At 68.9% G+C, this 18878-nt stretch carries 16 protein-coding genes; 6 read left to right on the top strand and 10 right to left on the bottom strand.

The window, feature by feature from the left end; all coding sequences use genetic code 11:
• Positions 1-33 precede the first annotated feature (33 nt).
• The gene (locus tag FIV34_RS00930) at positions 34-1299 is read left to right on the top strand and encodes an RNA polymerase sigma factor (RefSeq protein ID WP_246058708.1); all 1266 of its coding nucleotides are present in this window, start codon (positions 34-36) and stop codon (positions 1297-1299) included.
• Here FIV34_RS00930 and FIV34_RS00925 read toward each other — a convergent pair.
• The 6 genes from FIV34_RS00925 to modA form a co-directional block, all read right to left on the bottom strand.
• The gene (locus FIV34_RS00925) at positions 1289-1765 is read right to left on the bottom strand and encodes a T6SS immunity protein Tdi1 domain-containing protein (protein WP_139978774.1); all 477 of its coding nucleotides are present in this window, start codon (positions 1763-1765) and stop codon (positions 1289-1291) included. The genes FIV34_RS00930 and FIV34_RS00925 overlap by 11 nt on opposite strands.
• A 28-nt stretch (positions 1766-1793) precedes the next feature.
• Positions 1794-2945, bottom strand: a complete 1152-nt coding sequence (locus FIV34_RS00920) for a serine hydrolase domain-containing protein (RefSeq protein WP_139978772.1) — start codon at positions 2943-2945, stop codon at positions 1794-1796.
• Positions 2942-3850, bottom strand: a complete 909-nt coding sequence (locus FIV34_RS00915; RefSeq protein WP_139978769.1) for a lysylphosphatidylglycerol synthase transmembrane domain-containing protein — start codon at positions 3848-3850, stop codon at positions 2942-2944. The genes FIV34_RS00920 and FIV34_RS00915 overlap by 4 nt, the downstream gene beginning before the upstream one ends.
• A gap of 98 nt (positions 3851-3948) precedes the next feature.
• Complete coding sequence (locus FIV34_RS00910) at positions 3949-4614, bottom strand: sulfate/molybdate ABC transporter ATP-binding protein (protein ID WP_139978767.1); 666 nt, start codon at positions 4612-4614, stop codon at positions 3949-3951.
• Complete coding sequence (modB, locus tag FIV34_RS00905; protein WP_139978765.1) at positions 4611-5285, bottom strand: molybdate ABC transporter permease subunit; 675 nt, start codon at positions 5283-5285, stop codon at positions 4611-4613. Before modB ends, FIV34_RS00910 begins: the two co-directional genes overlap by 4 nt.
• A 7-nt stretch (positions 5286-5292) precedes the next feature.
• Positions 5293-6039, bottom strand: coding sequence for a molybdate ABC transporter substrate-binding protein (gene modA / locus FIV34_RS00900; RefSeq protein WP_139978762.1), 747 nt, complete (start codon positions 6037-6039; stop codon positions 5293-5295).
• A gap of 143 nt (positions 6040-6182) precedes the next feature.
• On the opposite strand from modA, the gene FIV34_RS00895 reads away from it, so the two are divergent.
• The 5 genes from FIV34_RS00895 to FIV34_RS00875 all read left to right on the top strand — a co-directional run bounded on the left by FIV34_RS00895 (position 6183) and on the right by FIV34_RS00875 (position 13030).
• Complete coding sequence (locus FIV34_RS00895) at positions 6183-7169, top strand: HlyD family secretion protein (RefSeq protein WP_139978760.1); 987 nt, start codon at positions 6183-6185, stop codon at positions 7167-7169.
• Complete coding sequence (locus tag FIV34_RS00890; protein ID WP_139978758.1) at positions 7166-8593, top strand: efflux transporter outer membrane subunit; 1428 nt, start codon at positions 7166-7168, stop codon at positions 8591-8593. The genes FIV34_RS00895 and FIV34_RS00890 overlap by 4 nt, the downstream gene beginning before the upstream one ends.
• Positions 8590-10209 (top strand): MFS transporter, encoded by a 1620-nt coding sequence (locus tag FIV34_RS00885; protein WP_170207486.1) that lies wholly within the window; start codon positions 8590-8592, stop codon positions 10207-10209. The genes FIV34_RS00890 and FIV34_RS00885 overlap by 4 nt, the downstream gene beginning before the upstream one ends.
• A 143-nt stretch (positions 10210-10352) precedes the next feature.
• Positions 10353-10682 (top strand): DUF2946 family protein, encoded by a 330-nt coding sequence (locus FIV34_RS00880; RefSeq protein ID WP_170207485.1) that lies wholly within the window; start codon positions 10353-10355, stop codon positions 10680-10682.
• Between the two features lie 47 nt (positions 10683-10729).
• A complete protein-coding gene (locus FIV34_RS00875) occupies positions 10730-13030 on the top strand; it encodes a TonB-dependent receptor (RefSeq protein WP_139978752.1) in 2301 nt (766 codons plus the stop codon).
• Positions 13031-13036: 6 nt separating this feature from the next.
• Here the strand turns inward: FIV34_RS00875 and lanKC are convergent, their stop codons facing one another.
• From lanKC to FIV34_RS00860, 4 genes are all read right to left on the bottom strand, one after another.
• The gene (gene lanKC, locus FIV34_RS00870) at positions 13037-15709 is read right to left on the bottom strand and encodes a class III lanthionine synthetase LanKC (protein ID WP_139978750.1); all 2673 of its coding nucleotides are present in this window, start codon (positions 15707-15709) and stop codon (positions 13037-13039) included.
• An 87-nt stretch (positions 15710-15796) separates the two neighbouring features.
• Positions 15797-15928: a hypothetical protein gene (locus FIV34_RS21315; protein WP_281286826.1), complete on the bottom strand. Its 132-nt coding sequence runs from the start codon at positions 15926-15928 to the stop codon at positions 15797-15799.
• A 145-nt stretch (positions 15929-16073) separates the two neighbouring features.
• A complete protein-coding gene (locus FIV34_RS00865; RefSeq protein ID WP_139978747.1) occupies positions 16074-17474 on the bottom strand; it encodes a sensor histidine kinase in 1401 nt (466 codons plus the stop codon).
• Positions 17475-17486: 12 nt separating this feature from the next.
• Positions 17487-18869, bottom strand: a complete 1383-nt coding sequence (locus FIV34_RS00860) for a sigma-54-dependent transcriptional regulator (RefSeq protein WP_139978744.1) — start codon at positions 18867-18869, stop codon at positions 17487-17489.
• Positions 18870-18878: the final 9 nt, after the last annotated feature.

Genomic DNA, 18878 nt, shown 5'->3' with positions numbered 1-18878 from the left:
CTGTCATGGCGGCGGATGGTGTCATCCGTCGCTATGACCGACCACGCCCACCGTGCCATCGATGCGATCTGGAAGATCGAATCGCCACGCCTCATCGCCACGATCACCCGCATGGTGCGCGACCTGGACCTGGCCGAGGAGCTTGCCCAGGACGCGCTGGTGTCGGCACTGGAGCAGTGGCCACGGGATGGCGTGCCGCGCAATCCCGGCGCATGGCTCACCCAGGCGGCAAAACATCGCGCGGTCGACCGCATCCGCCGCGAGCGCATGGCGGGACGCAAGCTCGAAGCGCTGGGCAAGGACATGGAGGGCCTGCTCGAGTCGCACGACGAGGCCCTGATCGACGCGCTCGACGACGACATCGGCGATGACATGCTGCGGCTGATCTTCACTGCCTGCCACCCGGCGCTGTCGGTCGAGGCGCAGGTGGCGTTGACCTTGCGCCTGTTGGGCGGCCTGGCCACCGACGAAATCGCCCGCGCGTTCCTCGTGCCGGAGGCCACGGTGGCGCAGCGCATCGTCCGCGCGAAGCGCACGCTCGCCGGCGAAAGCGTCGTTTACGAGGTGCCGCGTGGTGACGAACTCAACGAACGCCTCGCGGCCGTGCTTCGCGTGGTCTACCTGGTGTTCAACGAGGGCTACGCGGCGACGGCCGGCGAAGACTGGATGCGCCCGGCGCTATGCGAGGAAGCCCTGCGGCTGGGGCGTGTCCTTGCCGGGCTGATGCCCCGCGAGGCCGAGGTACACGGGCTGGTCGCGCTGATGGAAATCCAGGCATCGCGCAGTGGCGCGCGTACGCGTTCGGACGGCGAGCCCATCCTGCTGATGGACCAGGACCGCGGCCGGTGGGATCGCCTGCTGATCGCGCGCGGCCTGGACGCGCTGGAGCGCGCGGAACGGCTCGGCGGCTCGCGCGGGCCGTATGCGCTGCAGGCGGCGATCGCCGCGTGCCACGCACGCGCGCCGCGCGGCGAGGACACGGACTGGCGACGTATCGCCGCGCTCTACGCCGAACTGATCGACGTGCTGCCCTCGCCCATCGTCGAACTCAACCGCGCCGTCGCCGTCTCCATGGCCGACGGCCCCGCCGCCGCACTGGCTATCGTCGACACCCTCGTCGATGAGCCGGTACTGAAGGACTACCACCTCCTCCCCAGCGTCCGCGGCGATCTTCTCTACCGCCTCGGCCAACTCGACGACGCCCGCGACGCCTTCCTGCAAGCCGCCACGATGACTCGCAATGAGCGCGAGAAGGCGTTGCTCCAAGCGCGCGCGGCGGCGTGCGATATCAGTGACTGATATCGATACTGACGTCAGTGCCGTCGGGCACGTTCTCGAGCTGCTTCAGGACCGAGCCGGTGATGTCGAAGTGTTCGCGGATCGGCACCGGGTCGAAGTTTTCCACGACGTATTCGCCTTCTGCGAACACCGGTAGCGTGACGTAGCTGTAGCACTCGCCGTCGTCGCATTCCTTGCCGGCTTCGATCAGTGCCTCGACCAGCGGCGGAAGCAGCCAGTCATCGGCGATGTCTTCGCGCAGCAGCTGATTGAACGCTTCCACGTTATCGGCCACGCGTCCGACTTCCGCCGTGCCGGTGTTCAGCCAGAACACGCCGCCTTCGTCGGCTTCGTAGAACATGTCGCCGAACGCGGTGAACAACAGCGGGGTGAATGCATCGCCGATGCGCCAGCCCCACGAGGTGGCCAGCGCATTGATCGCTTCCTCGTCGGGATGGCAGGTAAGGTCGTCCCAGGTGAGAGACATGGAGGTAGCCTGGATGGGTGGGGTGCGCCTAGTGTAACGCCGGGCTGGCGTCGGCGGCGCGCGTCACCGCTTGCACGAAATCACCGCGGGCTTTGGCCTGTGCGTCGTCCGTCGCAACCGGCCAGGCGGCAAGCTGCACGATAACCAGATGGCGTGCCGGATCCACATGCAGCAACTGACCGAAGATGCCGATGCCTGCGAACGCACCGTTGTCCCACGTCCACCACTGATAGCCGTAGCCACGGCCCGGTACCCCGATATCCGCGTGCTTCGTGGCCGCATCGGCAAGCCAGCCATCCGCCAGCACGGGATGACCACCCGCCACACCGCCATCAAGCAGGAACTGGCCAAGGCGCGCGTAGTCGCCGAGCGTCGCGGACACGCCTGAGCCACCCGCTTCCGTCCCGTCGACATCGTCCTTGAGCCATAGCGCGTCGGCAGCCATGCCATAAGGTCGCCAGATTTTCTCCGACAAGTACGCAGCAAGCGTCTTGCCCGTGGCCCGCTGCACGAGGATGCCGATCAGGTCGGTTTCACCGGTCTTGTAGACCCAGCGCTCGCCCGGTGCGAACTCGCGCGGCAGCGGCGCCATGTACGTCACCAGCAGCGGCTGGCCGGCCACGCGTCGCCCTTCGTACATCTGCGCAACGTCCGAATGCGGATCGCTGTAATCCTCGTTCCAGCGCACGCCGGAAGTCATCGTCAGCAACTGGCGCACCGTGACGTCGCGGTACGCGCCCGCCGACAGCTCGGGGATATAGCGGGTGACGGTGTCATCCAGCGAGTGGATGGCACCGTCGCGCAACGCCGCGCCGACCAGGGTGGAGGTGAACGACTTGGCCACCGAGAACGAGGTCCAGCGCGTCTGCGCGTTGGCACCGAGGCCGTAGCGCTCGAGCCGCACCTTGCCGTCCTGGATCACCAGGATGCCGGCGACGTGATGCGCGGCCATGTAGCTGTCGAGCGTGGTGCCGTCCGCAAAGGCAGGCTGCAACGGCTGGCCGGCCGGCAGCGGGTGTGCGATGCCGTGGTGAACCACGTTGCTGGCGTACTGCGTTTCCATCGCGCGGAAATTCGCTTCGCGCTGCGCCTGGTTCCAGAACAGCACATCGGTGCGACGTGCGTGCGGCGTGGCGCAGCCAGCGAGCAGCGCCAGCGCGATAAGGAGAAAGGATTTCAACGAAGCGTTCCCGCGCGACGGCGGATCTCGAACAGGCCGAAGGCCGCCGACGCGATGATGAAGGGGCCGAAGCCGTAGATGACCCGGTAGGCGAGCAGTGCCGCCAGCACCTGGGCGCGCTGCTCCTGCGGGAAGGCCGCGAGGGTCAGCGCTTCGAACGCACCGATGCCACCAGGCGTGTTGCTGACGATACCGGCGAGCACGGCGCCCACGTAGATGGGCGCGAAGTCCAGGAAACTACCGGCGATCTCGGGCGGCAGCAGCAGGTACATGGTGAGGATGGCGCCGACCATCTCGATGACGCCGATCACGATCTGCGCGGCCGCCGAGCGGGCCGACGGTACGGGCGTGCTGAATTTCCACACCTTCAGTTCATCGTGCTTGCCCGCGAGCCAGTGCAGCAACAGCGCGAAGGCCACCACCAGGCCCACGCCGAGCCAGCGTCCCCAGCCATTGGCGATGGACGGCTCCATCACCAGCGCGATACACGTGAGCGTGGCGAAACCCATGCCCACCGCGAAACCCACCAGCCCGACGACGCGCGCCACATCCGCCGCGCCCACGCCCTGCGTCGACAACATGCGATAGCGCAGCGCGGTGCCGGTAATGGCGTGGAAGCCGAGTGCGTTGCAGATGGCGTGCGTCGTGGCGCCGGAGAAGATCTTCATCTTCATCGAGACCTTGCCCGGCACCACCGTCTCCACCGCGAACACGTCGTACGCCGTCAGGCACGCCCAGCTGGCCAGCGCGGCGCCGATGGAACCGATGACGTGCCAGTGCGGGATACGCGTCAGCGCGTCGCGCACGTCGTGCCAGGCCATCTTCGCGATATAGCGATGCAGCAGGAACGCCGCGCCCAGCACGATGGCCAGGGTCAGCCCGTATTTCAGGGCCCGGGTCGCCATGACCTTGCCCGGGCTGGATTGGCGTGACTCACGCAACGGAACGTCCACAGGGGTCGGGTGGGTTGCCGATGATAGCCGACGCTCACGCGACGGGGTGTTCATGGCACCACCTTGCCGTCGCGGATTTCGAGGGTGTGGCCTCGCAGGGCGTCGACGTCGGCCGGGTCGTGTGTGATCACCAGCAGTTGCAGGTCCAGCCGCTGTTGCAGCGCCAGCAACTCGGCCCGCATGCGCCCACGCAGGGCCGGGTCCAGCGCCGCGAACGGCTCGTCGAGCAGCACCAGCCGCGGCTCGGCCACCAGCGCGCGCGCCAGGGCTACGCGCTGGCGCTGGCCACCGGAGATGCGCGACGGATAGCTATCCGCCTCGGCACCCAGTTCGAACAGGCCCAGCATCTGCTGCACGCGGGCGTCGCGCGAACGGCGTGGCGGATTCAGCCAGCCGGGGCGCAGCGCGAAGCCCACGTTCTGCGCCACGGTGAGGTGCGGGAACAGCGCGTAGTCCTGGAAGACGTAGGCGACACCCCGTTCCCGCGGCGGTATGGCGATACCTGCAGCCGAGTCGTACAAGGTTTGGCCGTCGATGCGGACATGCCCGGTGTCGGGCGTGAACAGGCCGGCCATCGCCCGCAGCGTGAGGCTCTTGCCCGCCCCGGACGCGCCGAACACCACGATGCGCCGCGCGTCGGAGGCGAAGGCCACGTCGAGGTCGAAGTGGCGATCGTCGTCGCGCAGCGCCTTGCGGATGGCGACATCCACGCTCATGGCCGGCTCCGCCGAAGATGATCCGGCGCCAGCCAGCCGGCCAGCAGCAGCGCGACCACGCAGGTCACCGACGTGACGGCCACCATGATCCCCGCGCTACGGTCATCACCGGCCTGTACCGCGGCGTAAATGGCGACCGAGAGGGTCTGCGTCCGCCCGGGCAGGTTGCCGGCGATCATCAGCGTGGCGCCGAACTCGCCCATGGCGCGGGCGAAGGCCAGCAACGCGCCGGCCGTGATGCCGCGCGCCGCCAGCGGCAGTGAGACGCGAAAGAAGACGGCGGCCTCGCGCAGGCCCAGCACGCGGGCCGCGCTTTCCAGCTGCGGATCCACCGCCTCGAACGCCGCACGGGCCGCCTTCTGCACCAGCGGAAAGGCCACCAGCGTGGAGGCGATGACGGCGCCCTGCCAGGTAAACACCAGCTCGATGCCCATGCGCTCCAGCCATGCCCCGAAGACACCACGCCGGCCCAGCAGCACGAGCAGGTAGTAGCCAAGCACCGTGGGTGGCAGCACCAGCGGCAGGGTCAGGATGGAGTCGACCACTTCACGGGCGTGCGAGCGCCAGCGCGACAGCCCGAAGGCCACCGCCACGCCCAGCACGAGGTTGAGCGCGGTCGCCCACAGGGCAACCTTCAGGGTGAGCGCCAGCGGTACCCAGACAGCATCCACGCGCGGCTTACGGTGCCTCGAATCCGAACCCGGCGAGGATCTTGCGCCCGTCGGCCGACTGCACGAAGGCTTCGAAGGCCGCGGCGTCCTTCGGCTGCTTCGAACCGGCCACGACGGCGATGGGGTAGGTGATCGGCTTCGGCGTCGGCACCGTGGCGACGACGCTCACCTTGTCCTTGACGATGGCCGCGTCGGTGGCGAACACGAAGCCCGCGTCCACCTCCCCGCGCACGACGTAATCGAGGCTCTGGCGCACATTCTGCGCCAGCACGCCCTTGGCCGAGATGGCGTCCCAGAGACCCTGCTGCTCGAGCGCCGCCCGGGTGTACCGGCCGACCGGCACCGACGCCGGGTCGCCATACGCCACGCGCGTGACCGCATCGGCCTTGAGATCGGCCGGGCCGTGGATCGCGGCCTTGTTGTCGTGCGGCACGACCAGCACCAGCCGGTTGGCGGCGAAGTCCTTGCGCGTCGCCGCGTCGATGGCGTTGGCGGCGACGGCCTTGTCCATCGCCGCCTGGTCGGCGGAGGCGAAGACGTCGGCCGGGGCACCGCTGGTGATCTGCCGGAGCAGCACATCGGACGCGGCGAAATTCATCACCACGTGGGTGCCCGGGTGCTTCGCCTCGTACGCCTTGCCCACCGCCTGGAAGGCATCCGTCAGGCTGGACGCCGCCGAGACGACCAGGTCGGCCGCGGAGGCGCCGGAGGTGCCGACGAGGAACAACAGCGCGACAAGCGGTCGAAGGCGCATGGGGGCGTTTCCGGCAGTAGGTGTGAACGGGACTATACGCGGCGCGCCGCAGGGCCGAAACCGCCGCCGGCCGGACAAGGATCGCCAAGCCAGCCTCTCGCCACGGTGGCAGCGTGGCCGCATCTGCAGAGGGTGTGGCCCACATGAAACTCGCGTTGCGCATCATCGGCGCCCTGCTCGTGCTCGGCACGCTCGCCGTGCTGTTGCTGGTATGGCTGGACCGTACCGAGACCACCACCGATGCCTACGTGACCGGACGCATCCACCCGGTGGCGCCGCGCGTCACCGGCACGGTCGTGGCGCTGAACGTCGACGACAACCAGCACGTGAAGGCCGGCGATGTCTTGTTGCGGCTTGACACCCGCGACTTCGACGTCCGCGTTGAACAGGCTCGCGCCGACATCAACCGCGCGAAGGGCCAGGTGGCGAGCGCACAGGCGCAGATTGCCGAGGCGGAAGCGGCCATCGTCTCGGCCGACGCCAACGTGCGCAAGACCGGCTTCGACCTGACGCGCGCCAGCGAGTTGGTGAACGAAACCCCGCGCGGCATCTCGAAGCAGGAATACGACGCCGCGCGCGCGGCCTCGGATTCGGCGAAAGCCAGCCGGGCCAGCGCTGAGGCGACCAAGGTGGCCGCCACCGCCGCGGTGGAATCCGCGAAGGCGCAGGTGGCGACCGGCGAAGCCGCGCTGCACGATGCCCAGCTGGCCTACAGCTATACCGATGTCATCGCCCCCGTGAACGGCTATGTCGGCCGGCGCACCGTGGAAGTCGGCGCGCGGGTCAGCGCCGGGCAAACCCTGCTCTCCATCGTGTCGGACCAGGTTTGGGTGGTCGCCAACTACAAGGAAACCCAGCTCCACGGCGTGAAGCGCGGTACCGAGGCGCGCGTCACGGTGGATGCGCTGCCGGGCGTCACTTTCGTCATGCACGTGGACAGCATCTCGCCCGCCTCCGGTTCGCAGTTCGCCCTGCTGCCGCCGGACAACGCCACCGGCAACTTCACCAAGGTGGTCCAGCGCGTGCCGGTGAAGATCCTGTTTTCCGACGAGGACCTGCGGAAGTACCGCGAGCGCCTGCCCCCGGGCCTGTCCACCATCGTGAAGATTCGCACCGGGGACGGTCGGTGAACCTGCGCCTCGCCGCCGTACTGCTGGGCGTGGTCGCGCTGGGCGGCTGCGTGCTCGGCCCGGATTACCAGCGTCCCGGACGTCCCGCGCCCGCGGCATGGCAGCACCCGGCGAGTGGCGATATCGCACTGCCCGACCGCTGGTGGACGGTGTTCGGCGATGACGAACTCAACCACCACGTGGACGCCACGCTCGCCGCCAACCAGGACCTGGCCGGCGCCCTCGCGCGGTATGACCAGACCCGCGCCCTGCTCGGTGTCGCACGCGCCGACGAATTCCCCCAGGTGTCGCTGGATCCGGCCTTCCTGCGCGGACGCACGTCCGGCACCGTCTCCAATGCCCTGCCCGCCCTGGAGACGACGCTGTACCGCGCACCCGTGGACGTCGCCTACGAGGTGGACCTGTGGGGCCGCGTGCGGCGCAGTGTCGAAGCGGCGCAGGCCGATGTGGAGACCAACGCCGATAGCGTGGCCGGGCTGCGCCTGAGCCTGGCCGCCTCGGCGGCATCGACCTATCTTTCGCTGCGCAGCACCGACCGCGACATCGACGTCCTCACCCGCACGGTGGCCCTGCGCGACGACGCGCTGAAACTCGCCGACCGGCGTGCGCATGCGGGCGTGGTGGGCGACCTGGACGTGCTGCGGGCACGCGCGGACCTCTCGCAGACCCAGGCCGACCTGGCCGATGCCCACCGCCGGCGCGACAACTTCGAACACGCGCTCGCCGTCCTCGAGGCACGCGATGCGCCGGACTTCCGCGTGCCGGTGAAGGCGTGGACGCCGGACGTGCCCACGATACCCGCCGGGGTGCCCTCCTCCCTGCTGGTGCGTCGCCCCGATGTCGCCAGCGATGAGCGCGCCCTTGCGGCCGCCAGCGCACGTATCGGCGTGGCCCGGACGGCCTTCTTCCCGTCGGTGCAGCTCAGCGCCTCGGCCGGCTTCTCCAGCAACGACATCGGTGACCTCACGGCACGTGACAGCCGCCTGTGGGGCATCGGCCCGTCGATCCACCTGCCCATCTTCGAGGGCGGCCGTAACCAGGCGCGTCTCGACGCGGCGCAGGCGGCGTATCGCGGGGCTTATGCACGCTGGCGGCAGGACGGCATCGTCGCCTTCCGCGAGGTGCAGGATGCGCTCAGCGATGGCGCCTGGCTCAACGACCGGGGCGCGGCACTCCAGGCGACGGTCGAAGCCGCCACGGCGGCAGCGAAGGTGTCGCGGTCGCGTTATGACCGCGGTTTGGCCGGCTACTTCGAGGTGGTGGATTCCGAGCGCGAAGCCCTCAACAGCCAGCGCGCCGCCATCGCCAACGACCAGCAGCGCCTGCTCACCGCGATCTCGCTGGTGAAGGCGCTGGGCGGCGGATGGAAGGAAGGCGATCCCGTGCCGCGCCAGCCCGAGACCAGCGCCTCGGTGTCACCGTGAATGCGGTGGCGAGCACCGCCGCACCGGCGGCGCCGGCACCACCCACCGCCCAGTTGCCGTGGCTTGGCATCGTGGCCGTGCTGCTCGGCGCGGTGGCTACCACGCTGACCTCGCGCCTTACCTCGATCGGCCTGGCCGATGTGCGTGGCGCCGTGAGCGCGGGGTTCGACGAAGGGGCGTGGATTCCCACGGCGTTCTCCGCCTCGCAGATGTTCATCGGCCCCATCGCCATCTTCCTCGGCCGCGCGTTCAGCCCACGCCGCGTGCTGCTGGCGGGTTGCGTGGTGTACGGCGTCTCGGAATTCCTGATTCCCTTCGCGCCCAACCTGCGCGTCATGGTGCTGCTGCAATGCGTTGCCGGGCTCGGCTCCGGCACGTTCATCCCGCTCACCGCCGCGTTCATCCTCGTTGGCCTTCCAAAAAAACTGTGGCCGTGGGGCCTGGCCGCGTACGCGATGAACATCATCCTCGGCCTCAACGTCGCCAGCTCGCTGGAAGGCTGGTACGTCGAGCATGTGCGCTGGGACTGGATCTTCTGGCAGAACTCGATCCTCGCCGTGCCCATGATGTTCCTCTACTGGTTTGGCCTGCTGCGGCTGCCCATCGACAAGGCCTTCCTGCGCGGCGGCGATTTCCGCGGCATGCTCACCGGCGCCATTGGTTTCACCCTGGTGTTCATCGCGCTGGACCAGGGCGACCGCCTCGACTGGTTTTCCTCGAACTTCGTGATCGGCATGCTGGCGGCGGGGCTGATTGCCCTCGGCCTGTTCCTCCTGCACGAAACCACCCTGCCCGCACCCAGCGTCGATTTCAGGCTGCTGATCCGGCGCAACGTCTTCCTGTGCATCCTGCTGATCACCGCCACGCGTTTCCTGGTGACATCCAGTAACACGCTGGTCGCCAATTTCCTGATCCAGGTGCGCGACCTGCGCCCGCTGGAGGTGGGCAACGCGCTGCTCTGGGTGGCACTGCCCCAGCTGATCATCGCGCCCAGCGTCGCGTGGCTGCTCAACCGCATCGACGCGCGCTTCGCCATTGGCGTGGGTTTTTCCATCGCCACGGCGGGGTTCCTGCTATCCACTGGCATCACCTCGGAATGGGCCGAGGGCGACTTCAAGGTCGCGCTGCTGTTGCAGGCCATCGGCGAGACGCTGGAGCTGACGGCGGTCATCTATTTCTTCGCCCACCACATCGGGCCGGCCGATGGCATCACCTTCGGCGCCATCATCCAGACCGCCCGGCTGTTCGGTGGCGAACTCGGCACGTCGCTGCTGATTTCGTTTACCCGCAAGGCCGAGCAATACCATTCCAACCTGATCGGCCAGCACGTGCTTGGCGACTCGCCACTCACCGAGGCGCGCCTCAACACCTACGCCACCGCCGTGGGCCAGCTCACCCAGGGCACGGGTAGCGCGCAGGCACGGGGCGCGGGGCTGCTCGTGGCGGCGGTGCGACGACAGGCCTATACGCTGTCGATCCTGGACGGGTTCCTGCTCGCCGCGTGCGTCGGCACCGTCGCCGTCCTGATCGTGCTGTGCCTGCGTGAGCCACCCGAGCTGGTGACCCCGCCGGCCGTGCCGCCACTGCCGGACCCGGCCACCGCCCAACGCGCATGAGCCCGGCCGACACCCCGGGGCGACACCGTGCCGCATGCTCCGGAGGGCGGTCCGTGACATTATCCCTGGACCCATGTCCGGGGTTGTATCAAAGGGGACGCCAGGTGCGTCGTGGAGCGGCCAGACAGCGTTGGTTGGGATGGATGGCGATCGTCGCCGTCTGGCTCACTGCGCTTGCCCCCACCGCCTCGCGGATCAATGCGTGGACCTTCCCGGACCTCGGTGCCTGGTGTGAGCCAGGCGCCGCCCCGCACCACGACGGGGGTGCCCAGGGCCACGACGACGGCGACGCCGCCTGCGGTTACTGCACGCTGTTCACGCACAGCCCCGGCATGGCGGGCGCACTCCACGCAGGCGCCGTGCCCCGGCTCGCCTTCGTGTCCGCCATGCCGCAGGTCACCGAGCGCGGGATCACCCCGCGCCCGTTTTTCCCCGTCCACCCCCGAGGTCCGCCGGCCGCCGCGCACGCCTGATCGCCACCGATCCCGCCGTACGCCAACGACCCACGGAACCTGACCCCATGCCTTTCCTTACCACCAAGGGACGCGCACTGGCGCGCGCCATCACGTGCGCCCTCGGCGCAAGCGCGTGTGCCGCGCACGCCACCGACGCGCCCGACTCGCCGCCACCGCGCACCACCAACCTCCACGAAGTGCGTGTGTCGGCGACCCGCCATGGCACCGACGTGGACCCGGACATGCCCGCCGCGGTGGAAACCATCACCCCGGCGAAGCTCAAGCGCCTGAACATCGTGAACACCGAGGATGCGCTGAAGTACCTGCCGGCGTTCGGCATTCGCAAGCGCTTCGTGGGCGATGAAAACGCCACGTTCTCCGTGCGCGGCACCAGCAACCAGCAGAGCGCGCGCGGCCTCGTCTATCTCGACGGCCTGCTGCTGTCCAACCTGCTGGGTAACAACTGGGCCAACCCGCCACGCTGGTCCATGGCTTTTGCCGATAACCTCGCCGGCATCGACGTGATCTACGGCGCGTACTCCGCGTTGTATCCCGGCAACAGCATCGGCGCGACGGTGGTCATGACCACGCGCATGCCGGAGACACTGGAAGTCACCGGTGACGTGCAGGCGTTCACCCAGCACGTCCACACCTACGGCGTGGACCGCGACTATGGCGGCAGCAAGCAGAGCGCGACCATCGGCGACCGCAGCGGCCGCTTCGCCTTCCTCATCGGCGTATCGCACCTGCAGTCCAACGGCCAGCCGCTGGTGTATGCCGTGCAGAACCGCTCGGCGATACCGGGCACGGGTCGCCCTGTGACCGGCGCCATCGAGGACACCGGCGCGAACGGCGTACCGCGCGAGGTGCTCGGCATCAACGCCGAAGGCCAGGAGGCGACGAGCCAGGACGAAGCGCACCTGCGGGCCACCTACGACCTCACCCCGGAGCTCACCGCCGCCGCCACGGTGGGCTACTGGAAGCAGGATCTCTCGCACCGCACGGATACCTTCCTGCGCGATGCCAATGGCCAGCCGGTGTGGTCCGGCCCGGTCAGCATCGACGGGCGCCAGTACACGTTGCCCGCGAACTTCTTTGCACCGGGGACGCGACAGAGCCGCAATTACCTCTACGGCGTGTCGCTGGGCACGCACCGCGAATCCGGCTGGAATGTCGAAGGCAACGTCTCGTACTTCGACATGGACAGGAACCGCGACCGCACCGCGAACGCCGTGACCTACGACGGCACGGGGCTGCTCACCGCGGGCGACGGAAGCCGCTGGCGGACGCTCGACCTGCGCGCCAGCCACACGCCGGACAGCATCGGCCCGAATACCCACACCGTGAGCTTCGGCTACCACTACGACGGTTACCGCCTGGACAACGCAACGTATGCCCTGGCGAACTGGCGCAACGGCGATGCCGGTGCGCTCACCGCTTCCAACGGCGGCAGCACGCAGACCCAGGCGCTGTACGTGCAGGATGCCTGGCAGCTGGCGGAGCGCTGGCGACTCGTGACGGGTGCGCGCTACGAACAGTGGCGCGCCTTCGACGGCACGCGGGCCACCGCCACGGCCAGCACGGGGTATCCGCAGCGGAAGGAGACGCACACGTCGCCGAAGGTCTCGCTGGCGTATGCCGCCACCGACAGCCTGACGCTGCGCCTGTCCGGCGCGCGGGCGTACCGCTTCCCCACGGTGAATGAGCTTTTCCAGGGCACGTTCAACGGCATCAGCCTGGTCAACAACAACCCGAACCTGAAGCCGGAAAACGATCTCTCGCGCGAGCTGTCGGCGGAGTGGTACCGGGCGAATGGGGTAGCGCGTTTCACGCTGTTCCGCAGCGACACGCGCAACACGCTGTTCAGCCAGACCGACACGACGGTGTTCCCCAATGTCACCAGCGTGCAGAACGTCGACCTCGTCCGCACGCGCGGCGCGGAAGCCAGTTACGACGGCACGGGTGTCTTCCTGCCCTGGCTGGACCTGTCGGCGAATGCGGCCTATACGCAGGCCACGACGGTGCGCGATAGCCGCTTCCCGGCGGCGGAAGGCAAGCAGTTCTATCGCATCCCGCGCTGGCGGGCGAACGCGGTGGCGACGATGCACGCCAGCGAAGCGGTGGCGGTGACGCTGGCCGCCCGTTATTCAGGCCGGCAGTACAACACGCTCGACCACAGCGACATCAACCCCGATACCTTCGGCGGCGCGAGTGACTTCCTGACCTTCGACGCGAAGCTCGGCTGGACGGTGAGCCCGCACGTGGAGCTCAGCGTGGGCGTGGACAACCTGACGAACCGCCGCTACTACGTGTACTACCCGTACCCGTCGCGCACGTGGCTGGCCGAGGCAAAGTTCCGCCTCTGACGGTGCTTACGCCGCGACGCGCTGCCCGTGCGTGGCGACAGACAGCGCCTCGTCGAGCATGAAGGACGCCATGCCACCGTGCGCAAGGCGGTGCAGGAAGGCGGCCACGCCCACGTTGCCCGTTGCGAGGTCGCAGCTGATTCGCACCAGCTCGGTGCCGGGCACCGCGAGGTGGGCGCCACGCGGTAGCAGGAAGGGTTCGATACCGCAGGCCACGCGCAGCGCGTGGTCGCGGTAGAGCGCCGCGCGGTCCGGCAGGAAGGCGGCGAGGTCCAGCAGTGTCTCACCCAGGCCGGCCAGGCCATCGAACAGGCCTGGGCGTATCGCGTGCCGACGGAAGAGGTCGCGTTCCGCGGCAAGGATCGCCTCGCGGTAGCGCGCCTCGCCCGTGCCCGCGTAAAGGCGGGCGGCGACGGCGAGCACGCCCGCCGTGCCCTCGCCGAGGTAAGGCAGCACCGTGGCATCCCCGACGCATGCCGGCCACGACGGTACGCCATCGGGGCCGGTCACGGCGTGGCGCAGGTCAAAGTCCATGGCGGCGCACGCCGCGTCGATAAAGCGACCTTCACCGGTGGCGCGGTGCAGGTGGAGCAGGAACAGCGCCACGCCTGAAGCCCCTTCGCCAAGGCCGAGCGGCTGACGCTGGCCATCCGGCCAGTGCAACGCACCGTCGGTGTCATGGGCACACGCCAGCAGGCAGTCACCCGCGTCGATGGCATCGGTGAGGTACGCACGCTCACCCGTCGCATGCCATGCCTTCAGCCGTGCCATGGCCCAGCCCGCCATGCCACTGTCGCGCCCGGCGCGGCGGCGCATCACGCCGTCCAGGGGCGAGGCCTGCAACAGGGACGCGGCAAGCACGTGCTCGCCGGCATCCAGCAGCGCCCACGCAATGCCTGCGTCGCCGCCCATCAGGCCAGCACCACGCTCATCGCCCGCACGAATACCCGCGACCAGCCATGGCAGGAGGTTGGCCGGTGGACGGCGCCCGCTGCGGAGATAACCGTGCAGCACGCCGGCCGCGCCGTGCGCGATGCCGTAGGGGTGGGTGTCAAACACCTCGGGGCCGGCGGGCACGAAGCGATCCGGCCGGGGCTCGGCCGCATGCATGTCCACGTACGCGAAGAGTCGATCGGACACGCCTTCCGCCGGCGCCGGATGGGTGGTGCGGTGGGGCACGGCAACCTCGTCGCGCGACATCGTCGCCACGGCGGCGCACAGCACGGCCATCGCCTCGACGGGATCGGGACGCCGGTCCGGCGTCGCATGGGTCAGCGCGATGACCACGTCGGCAAAGGCCTGCGGATAACCCATGTCGCCGACAAACTGCTGCAGGAAGCGCGGCATGGCGCTGCTATCCAGGCCGACGAGGGCATTCACCGGCGCGCACGCGGCAAACAGGTTCGCGCCAAAGGCGTAGCGGTCCGCGACCATGGCCTGGGCGTGCGTGCCACGCGGCGCATGCGCCGGTGCGAAGCCAGGCGTCCATACGTCGGCGACACGATCCAGGCCATCCTCGATCGCCGTCTCGAGATCGATCAGGCGGACGGCGCCCGACGGCTCGACGATGACGTTGTGGAACGACAGGTCCCCGACCGAGATGCCGGCGGCGTGCACGCGCTGCAACGTGGTCGCGAAGCGGGTGAACACGGCGCAGACGTCGTCGAAGAAGCGGGCGACGTCCGCGCGCGTGGCCGCGGGAAGCAGCGCGGGATAGCGCCGGGCCAGCCACAGCCGCAGCGTGTCGCCTTCAAGCATCTCCTCGGCGAGGAAGCTGTGCTCCCACTCGCGGAAGTGGGCGATGGGGCGAGGCGCCACGGCGAGCGGCGCCAGGCGTCGAAGCAGGCGGAACTCCTTGCGCAGGCTGGCCGTCGCCGCTTCGGCGGCGCCGATGTGCGGCCGCGCCTCCTTGATCACGACACGCCGGCCTTCAAACAGATCGTCGGCCAGGTAGATGCCGCCGGCCGCCGAGAAGGCCATGGCCTTGATCGGGCGGAAACGCCCGCCACCCAGCAACGGCGCCACGTCAGGCGTCGCCTCCGTGCCCAGCGGATCGGTCAGCCAGTCGGGTACCCGGTAGCCCGGCGCGCGGTCGTCCGCTTCGGTGCCGCCGTCGGGCCGGCGCAGCAGCCATTCGCGCCGGCCACTGGCATCGATGCGGTAGTCACTGACGATGCCGCCGTAGCGATAGGAGACGATCGGGCATTCCGGATGGCGGCGGTCGGTAAGCACGTGCGGCCCGGCGTAACCGCCGAGCGCGGCGGCCAGGTCGTCGAGCAGGCGGCGGAACACGCGAAGGTCGGCGGGGTACACCGTGATGAATTTTCCCGCACCGCCACGCGGCCAGCGTTTGCCGTTGATCGCGGCGAGCAGGCGAAGATCGCCGGCGAACTTGAAGGCGGTGTCGTTGGCGACGAGGATCGCCACGGTGATCGCGAGCACCACCCGCGCGGTGGATGCCACCGAGGAGACGTGGATTTTCCAGCCCTGGGTCGGCAGGCGGCAGCCGTCCGGCATGGCCTGGAGCCAGACACCCGACCGATGCAACGCCCAGTGGGCGGGTAGCTGGCGGCGTGCGACCGACTCGAAATCGTCGGGGTCGATGCGATGCCGTGCAAAAGGCTCAAAGAACTCGCGGTCGACGGCGGTGTAGGGCCACAACTGCCGGTATCGCTCCATGGACCTGTCTTCCTCTGGCAGGTGTGCGGGCCCGGCTCCCGCACCAGCCCGGACGCCGGTACGGGGCCTTCGCCTCCCGTTTGCTGGTTACGCGTCGCCCGTGTCGGCAAGGCCAGCCAGGCACCCCGTCCCGCTGTACGAACTGCCCATGTTGGTGTCGATACCGGGTGCGGCGTTGGCGTCGAGCTCAAGGTGCTGCAAAGCAAGGATGGGATGCATGGCCGTTCTCCGTGATCGGTGCGTGCACCCACGGGAAGTGCGGGTGCGGGGCGAATCTAGTGCGGGCCTTGCCGGGGGAACAATCCATGGTGATTGCCGTAAAGGCGCCAGGCGCACCGATATGCGCACTTTTCACCCCGCTCACTCAATTCCGGTCAGTCCGCCTGTCCGGATCCGGACGGGCGCGTCCGCTGGCGGACACCCCCGGGCGGGCGAGTTTGAGCCTGACGGTGGCGACGGCCCCTGGCGCATCGGTGCGATTGGCCAGGGCGACGGTGCCGCCATGCGCTTCGATGATCAGGCGCGTAAGGCTCAGCCCGATCCCGGACCCCTCCGGTTTGGTCGTGAAGAACGGCACGAACAGTGAATCGGTCAGCGGCAGGCCGATGCCGTCGTCGATCAGCCGCACGCACGCTTCCCCGCCCTGGATGAACCAGTCGATATGCACCCCACCGTGATTGAACAGCGCGGACTCCGCCGCATTGCGCAGCAGGTTGACCAGCGCCTGGCCAAGCTGGTCTTCGTCGCCGTCCACGGTAAGCGGGGCATGGCCGACGAGCACGACGGGGACGCGCTGCTCAAGCTGGGCTACGCGTGCGATCGACAGGTCCAGGCGGAACGGTTGCCAGGCCAGCGGCGGAAGACGGGCCAGCCGGCCATAGCCCCCGACGAACCGGGTCAGCGACGCCGAACGCCGGGCGATGGCTTCGAGGCCGTCGTGCAGCTCCTTCTGCGGGATGGCCGCGCCGTGCCGGGCGAGCAGGTTGGAAAGGGTGTCGGCCAGCGAGCCGATGGGGGTGAGCGAGTTGTTCAGTTCGTGGCTCAGCACGCGGATCAGGCGCTGCCAGGCACGGTGTTCTTCTTCGCTTAGGGCCGCGCTGAGGTCATGCAACATCACCAGCGTGTGTTCGCGGCCATCGCTGTACCACGCCGCACGACGCACGGCCCAGCGGCCCGTGGCACACGGGAAGGTGTGGGTCAGGATCGATCCGTCGGCGGACGCCATGGCCTCGCCGAAGCCCCAGGCCGCCGGCTCGGTTCCCACCACCAGCTTGTGCTCCGCGCCCACGAGGCGCCGGGCTGCCGGATTGATCAGGCGAATGCGGCCCTGTTCATCGACGACGATGACCGCGCTGTGCAGCGCGACCAGGGTCTTCCCGAGGAAGCGTGAGGTCTCGGTGCGCGCCAGCCGGCCCTGGCGCAGTTCGTCGGAGAGTTCGTTGACGCCCGCGATCAGCGCCTGCAGGGGATCATGCCCCAGCCTGACATGGCCGCGCAGGCCATAATCACCCTCGCGAAGCGCGCCGAGCAGGTCCGACACCGTGCGCAGGGAATCCAGGATGCGTCGGCCGCCCACCCAACCCACCAGCAGCGAGCCGACGACACCGGCCGCGAGCAGGACGGCCCGCACCCACGGCACCTCGGGTGGCCCGGACGCCAGCGCAAGGCCTGCCATGGCCACGGGCGCCATGAAGCCGATGCCCCACAGCACCACGCCTGCGGCGGGCGACCGGGCAAACGCCAGCGAGGCCTGCCAGCTAGCCAAGGTCGCCCCGGCTCATTCGATAGCCTCGTCCGGGTACCTTGATCGCTGTTTGTCGAGCCGACGGTAGAGCGCCTGGCGCGAAATGCCCAGGGCGTCGGCCGCACGCTGCAGGTTATTCCCGTTGCGGTCCAGCGCGTGGCGAATCAACAGCTGCTCGGCGTCGGTGAGCGTCAGGCAATCAAGGACCAGGGGCGCATCGTCCTGTTGGTGCATGGCCAACGCATTCACGTCGATCTCGGCCGTGGGCGTGATCAATACCGCGCGCTCCACCGCATGCTCCAGTTCGCGGATGTTGCCGGGCCACGCATAGGCGCGCAGGGCGCGTTCGGCCGAAGGCGCGAAGCGCGCGGCGTCACGGCCCAGGCGGCGGCATTCGCGTAACAGGAAATGCCGTGCCAGCGGCACGATGTCTTCCGGCCGCTCACGCAAAGCCGGGAGGCGTACCTGCATGGCGTTGAGGCGGTAGAGCAGATCAAGCCGGAAGCGACCCGCGCGCGCGATGGACTCCAGGTCGGCGTTGGTGGTGGAGATGACGCGCACATCCACGCGCCGGGTCTGGCCCGAACCGCTGCGCTCGAGCTCGCCTTCCTCCAGCACGCGCAGCAGGGTCACCTGCTGGAGCGGGGGAATGGTCGATACCTCCTCCAGCACCAGGCTGCCATGGTGCGCGAGCTCGAAGCGTCCGGGTCGTGCGCCGCTCTCTTCGCCGAACATGTCGTCCGCAAAGCGCGCTTCGGAAAGGCTGCCCATGTCGACCCGGATCAGCGCAGAGGCCGCCCGCGGCGAGCGTGCATGGATGTCGCGCGCCAGCATGGATTTGCCGGTGCCGTTTTCCCCCAGCACCAGCACATGCGATTCGCTGACGGCGATGCGCTCCACCAGTTCCATGACGCGCCGCATCGCCGAGGATTCGGTGGCACAGTAGGCGGCCGATCCCTCGCGATTCAAGGCTGTCTCGGCGCGCAGCCGGCGGTTTTCCTCGCGTGCCTGGTGCAGGTGCACCTGGCTCCACAGGATGTTCAGCAGGCGGCCGCGGTTCCATGGCTTTTCCACGAAGTCCGCCGCGCCGCGCCGCATCGCCTCCACCGCCAGGTTGACGTTTCCCCACGCCGTCATCACCACCAGCGGTACATCGGGTACGAGGCCACGCAGGCGCGTGACCAGTGCCATGCCTTCGTGGCCGGAGGTGGTGTCGGCGCTGTAGTTCAGGTCGACCACCGCGCAGGAGAGGGCCTGGCGCATGGCCACGTCGCACGCCGCCTCGGGGGAGCCGGCTTCGAGCGCCTCGAGTCCTTCATTGCGCAGCAGCATGCACAGCGCCAGGCGCACATCAGGGTGATCGTCAACGACCAGCACGGGTGGATAGGGCGATTTGGGGAGGGTATCGGGGGTCATCGTGGGCGT

Origin of the sequence: Luteibacter pinisoli (assembly GCF_006385595.1) — a bacterium.
GTDB classification, from domain to species: Bacteria; Pseudomonadota; Gammaproteobacteria; order Xanthomonadales; family Rhodanobacteraceae; genus Luteibacter; species Luteibacter pinisoli.
The sequence above is the reverse complement of the archived record's forward strand: the minus strand, read 5'-3'. Positions and strand labels throughout refer to the sequence as shown.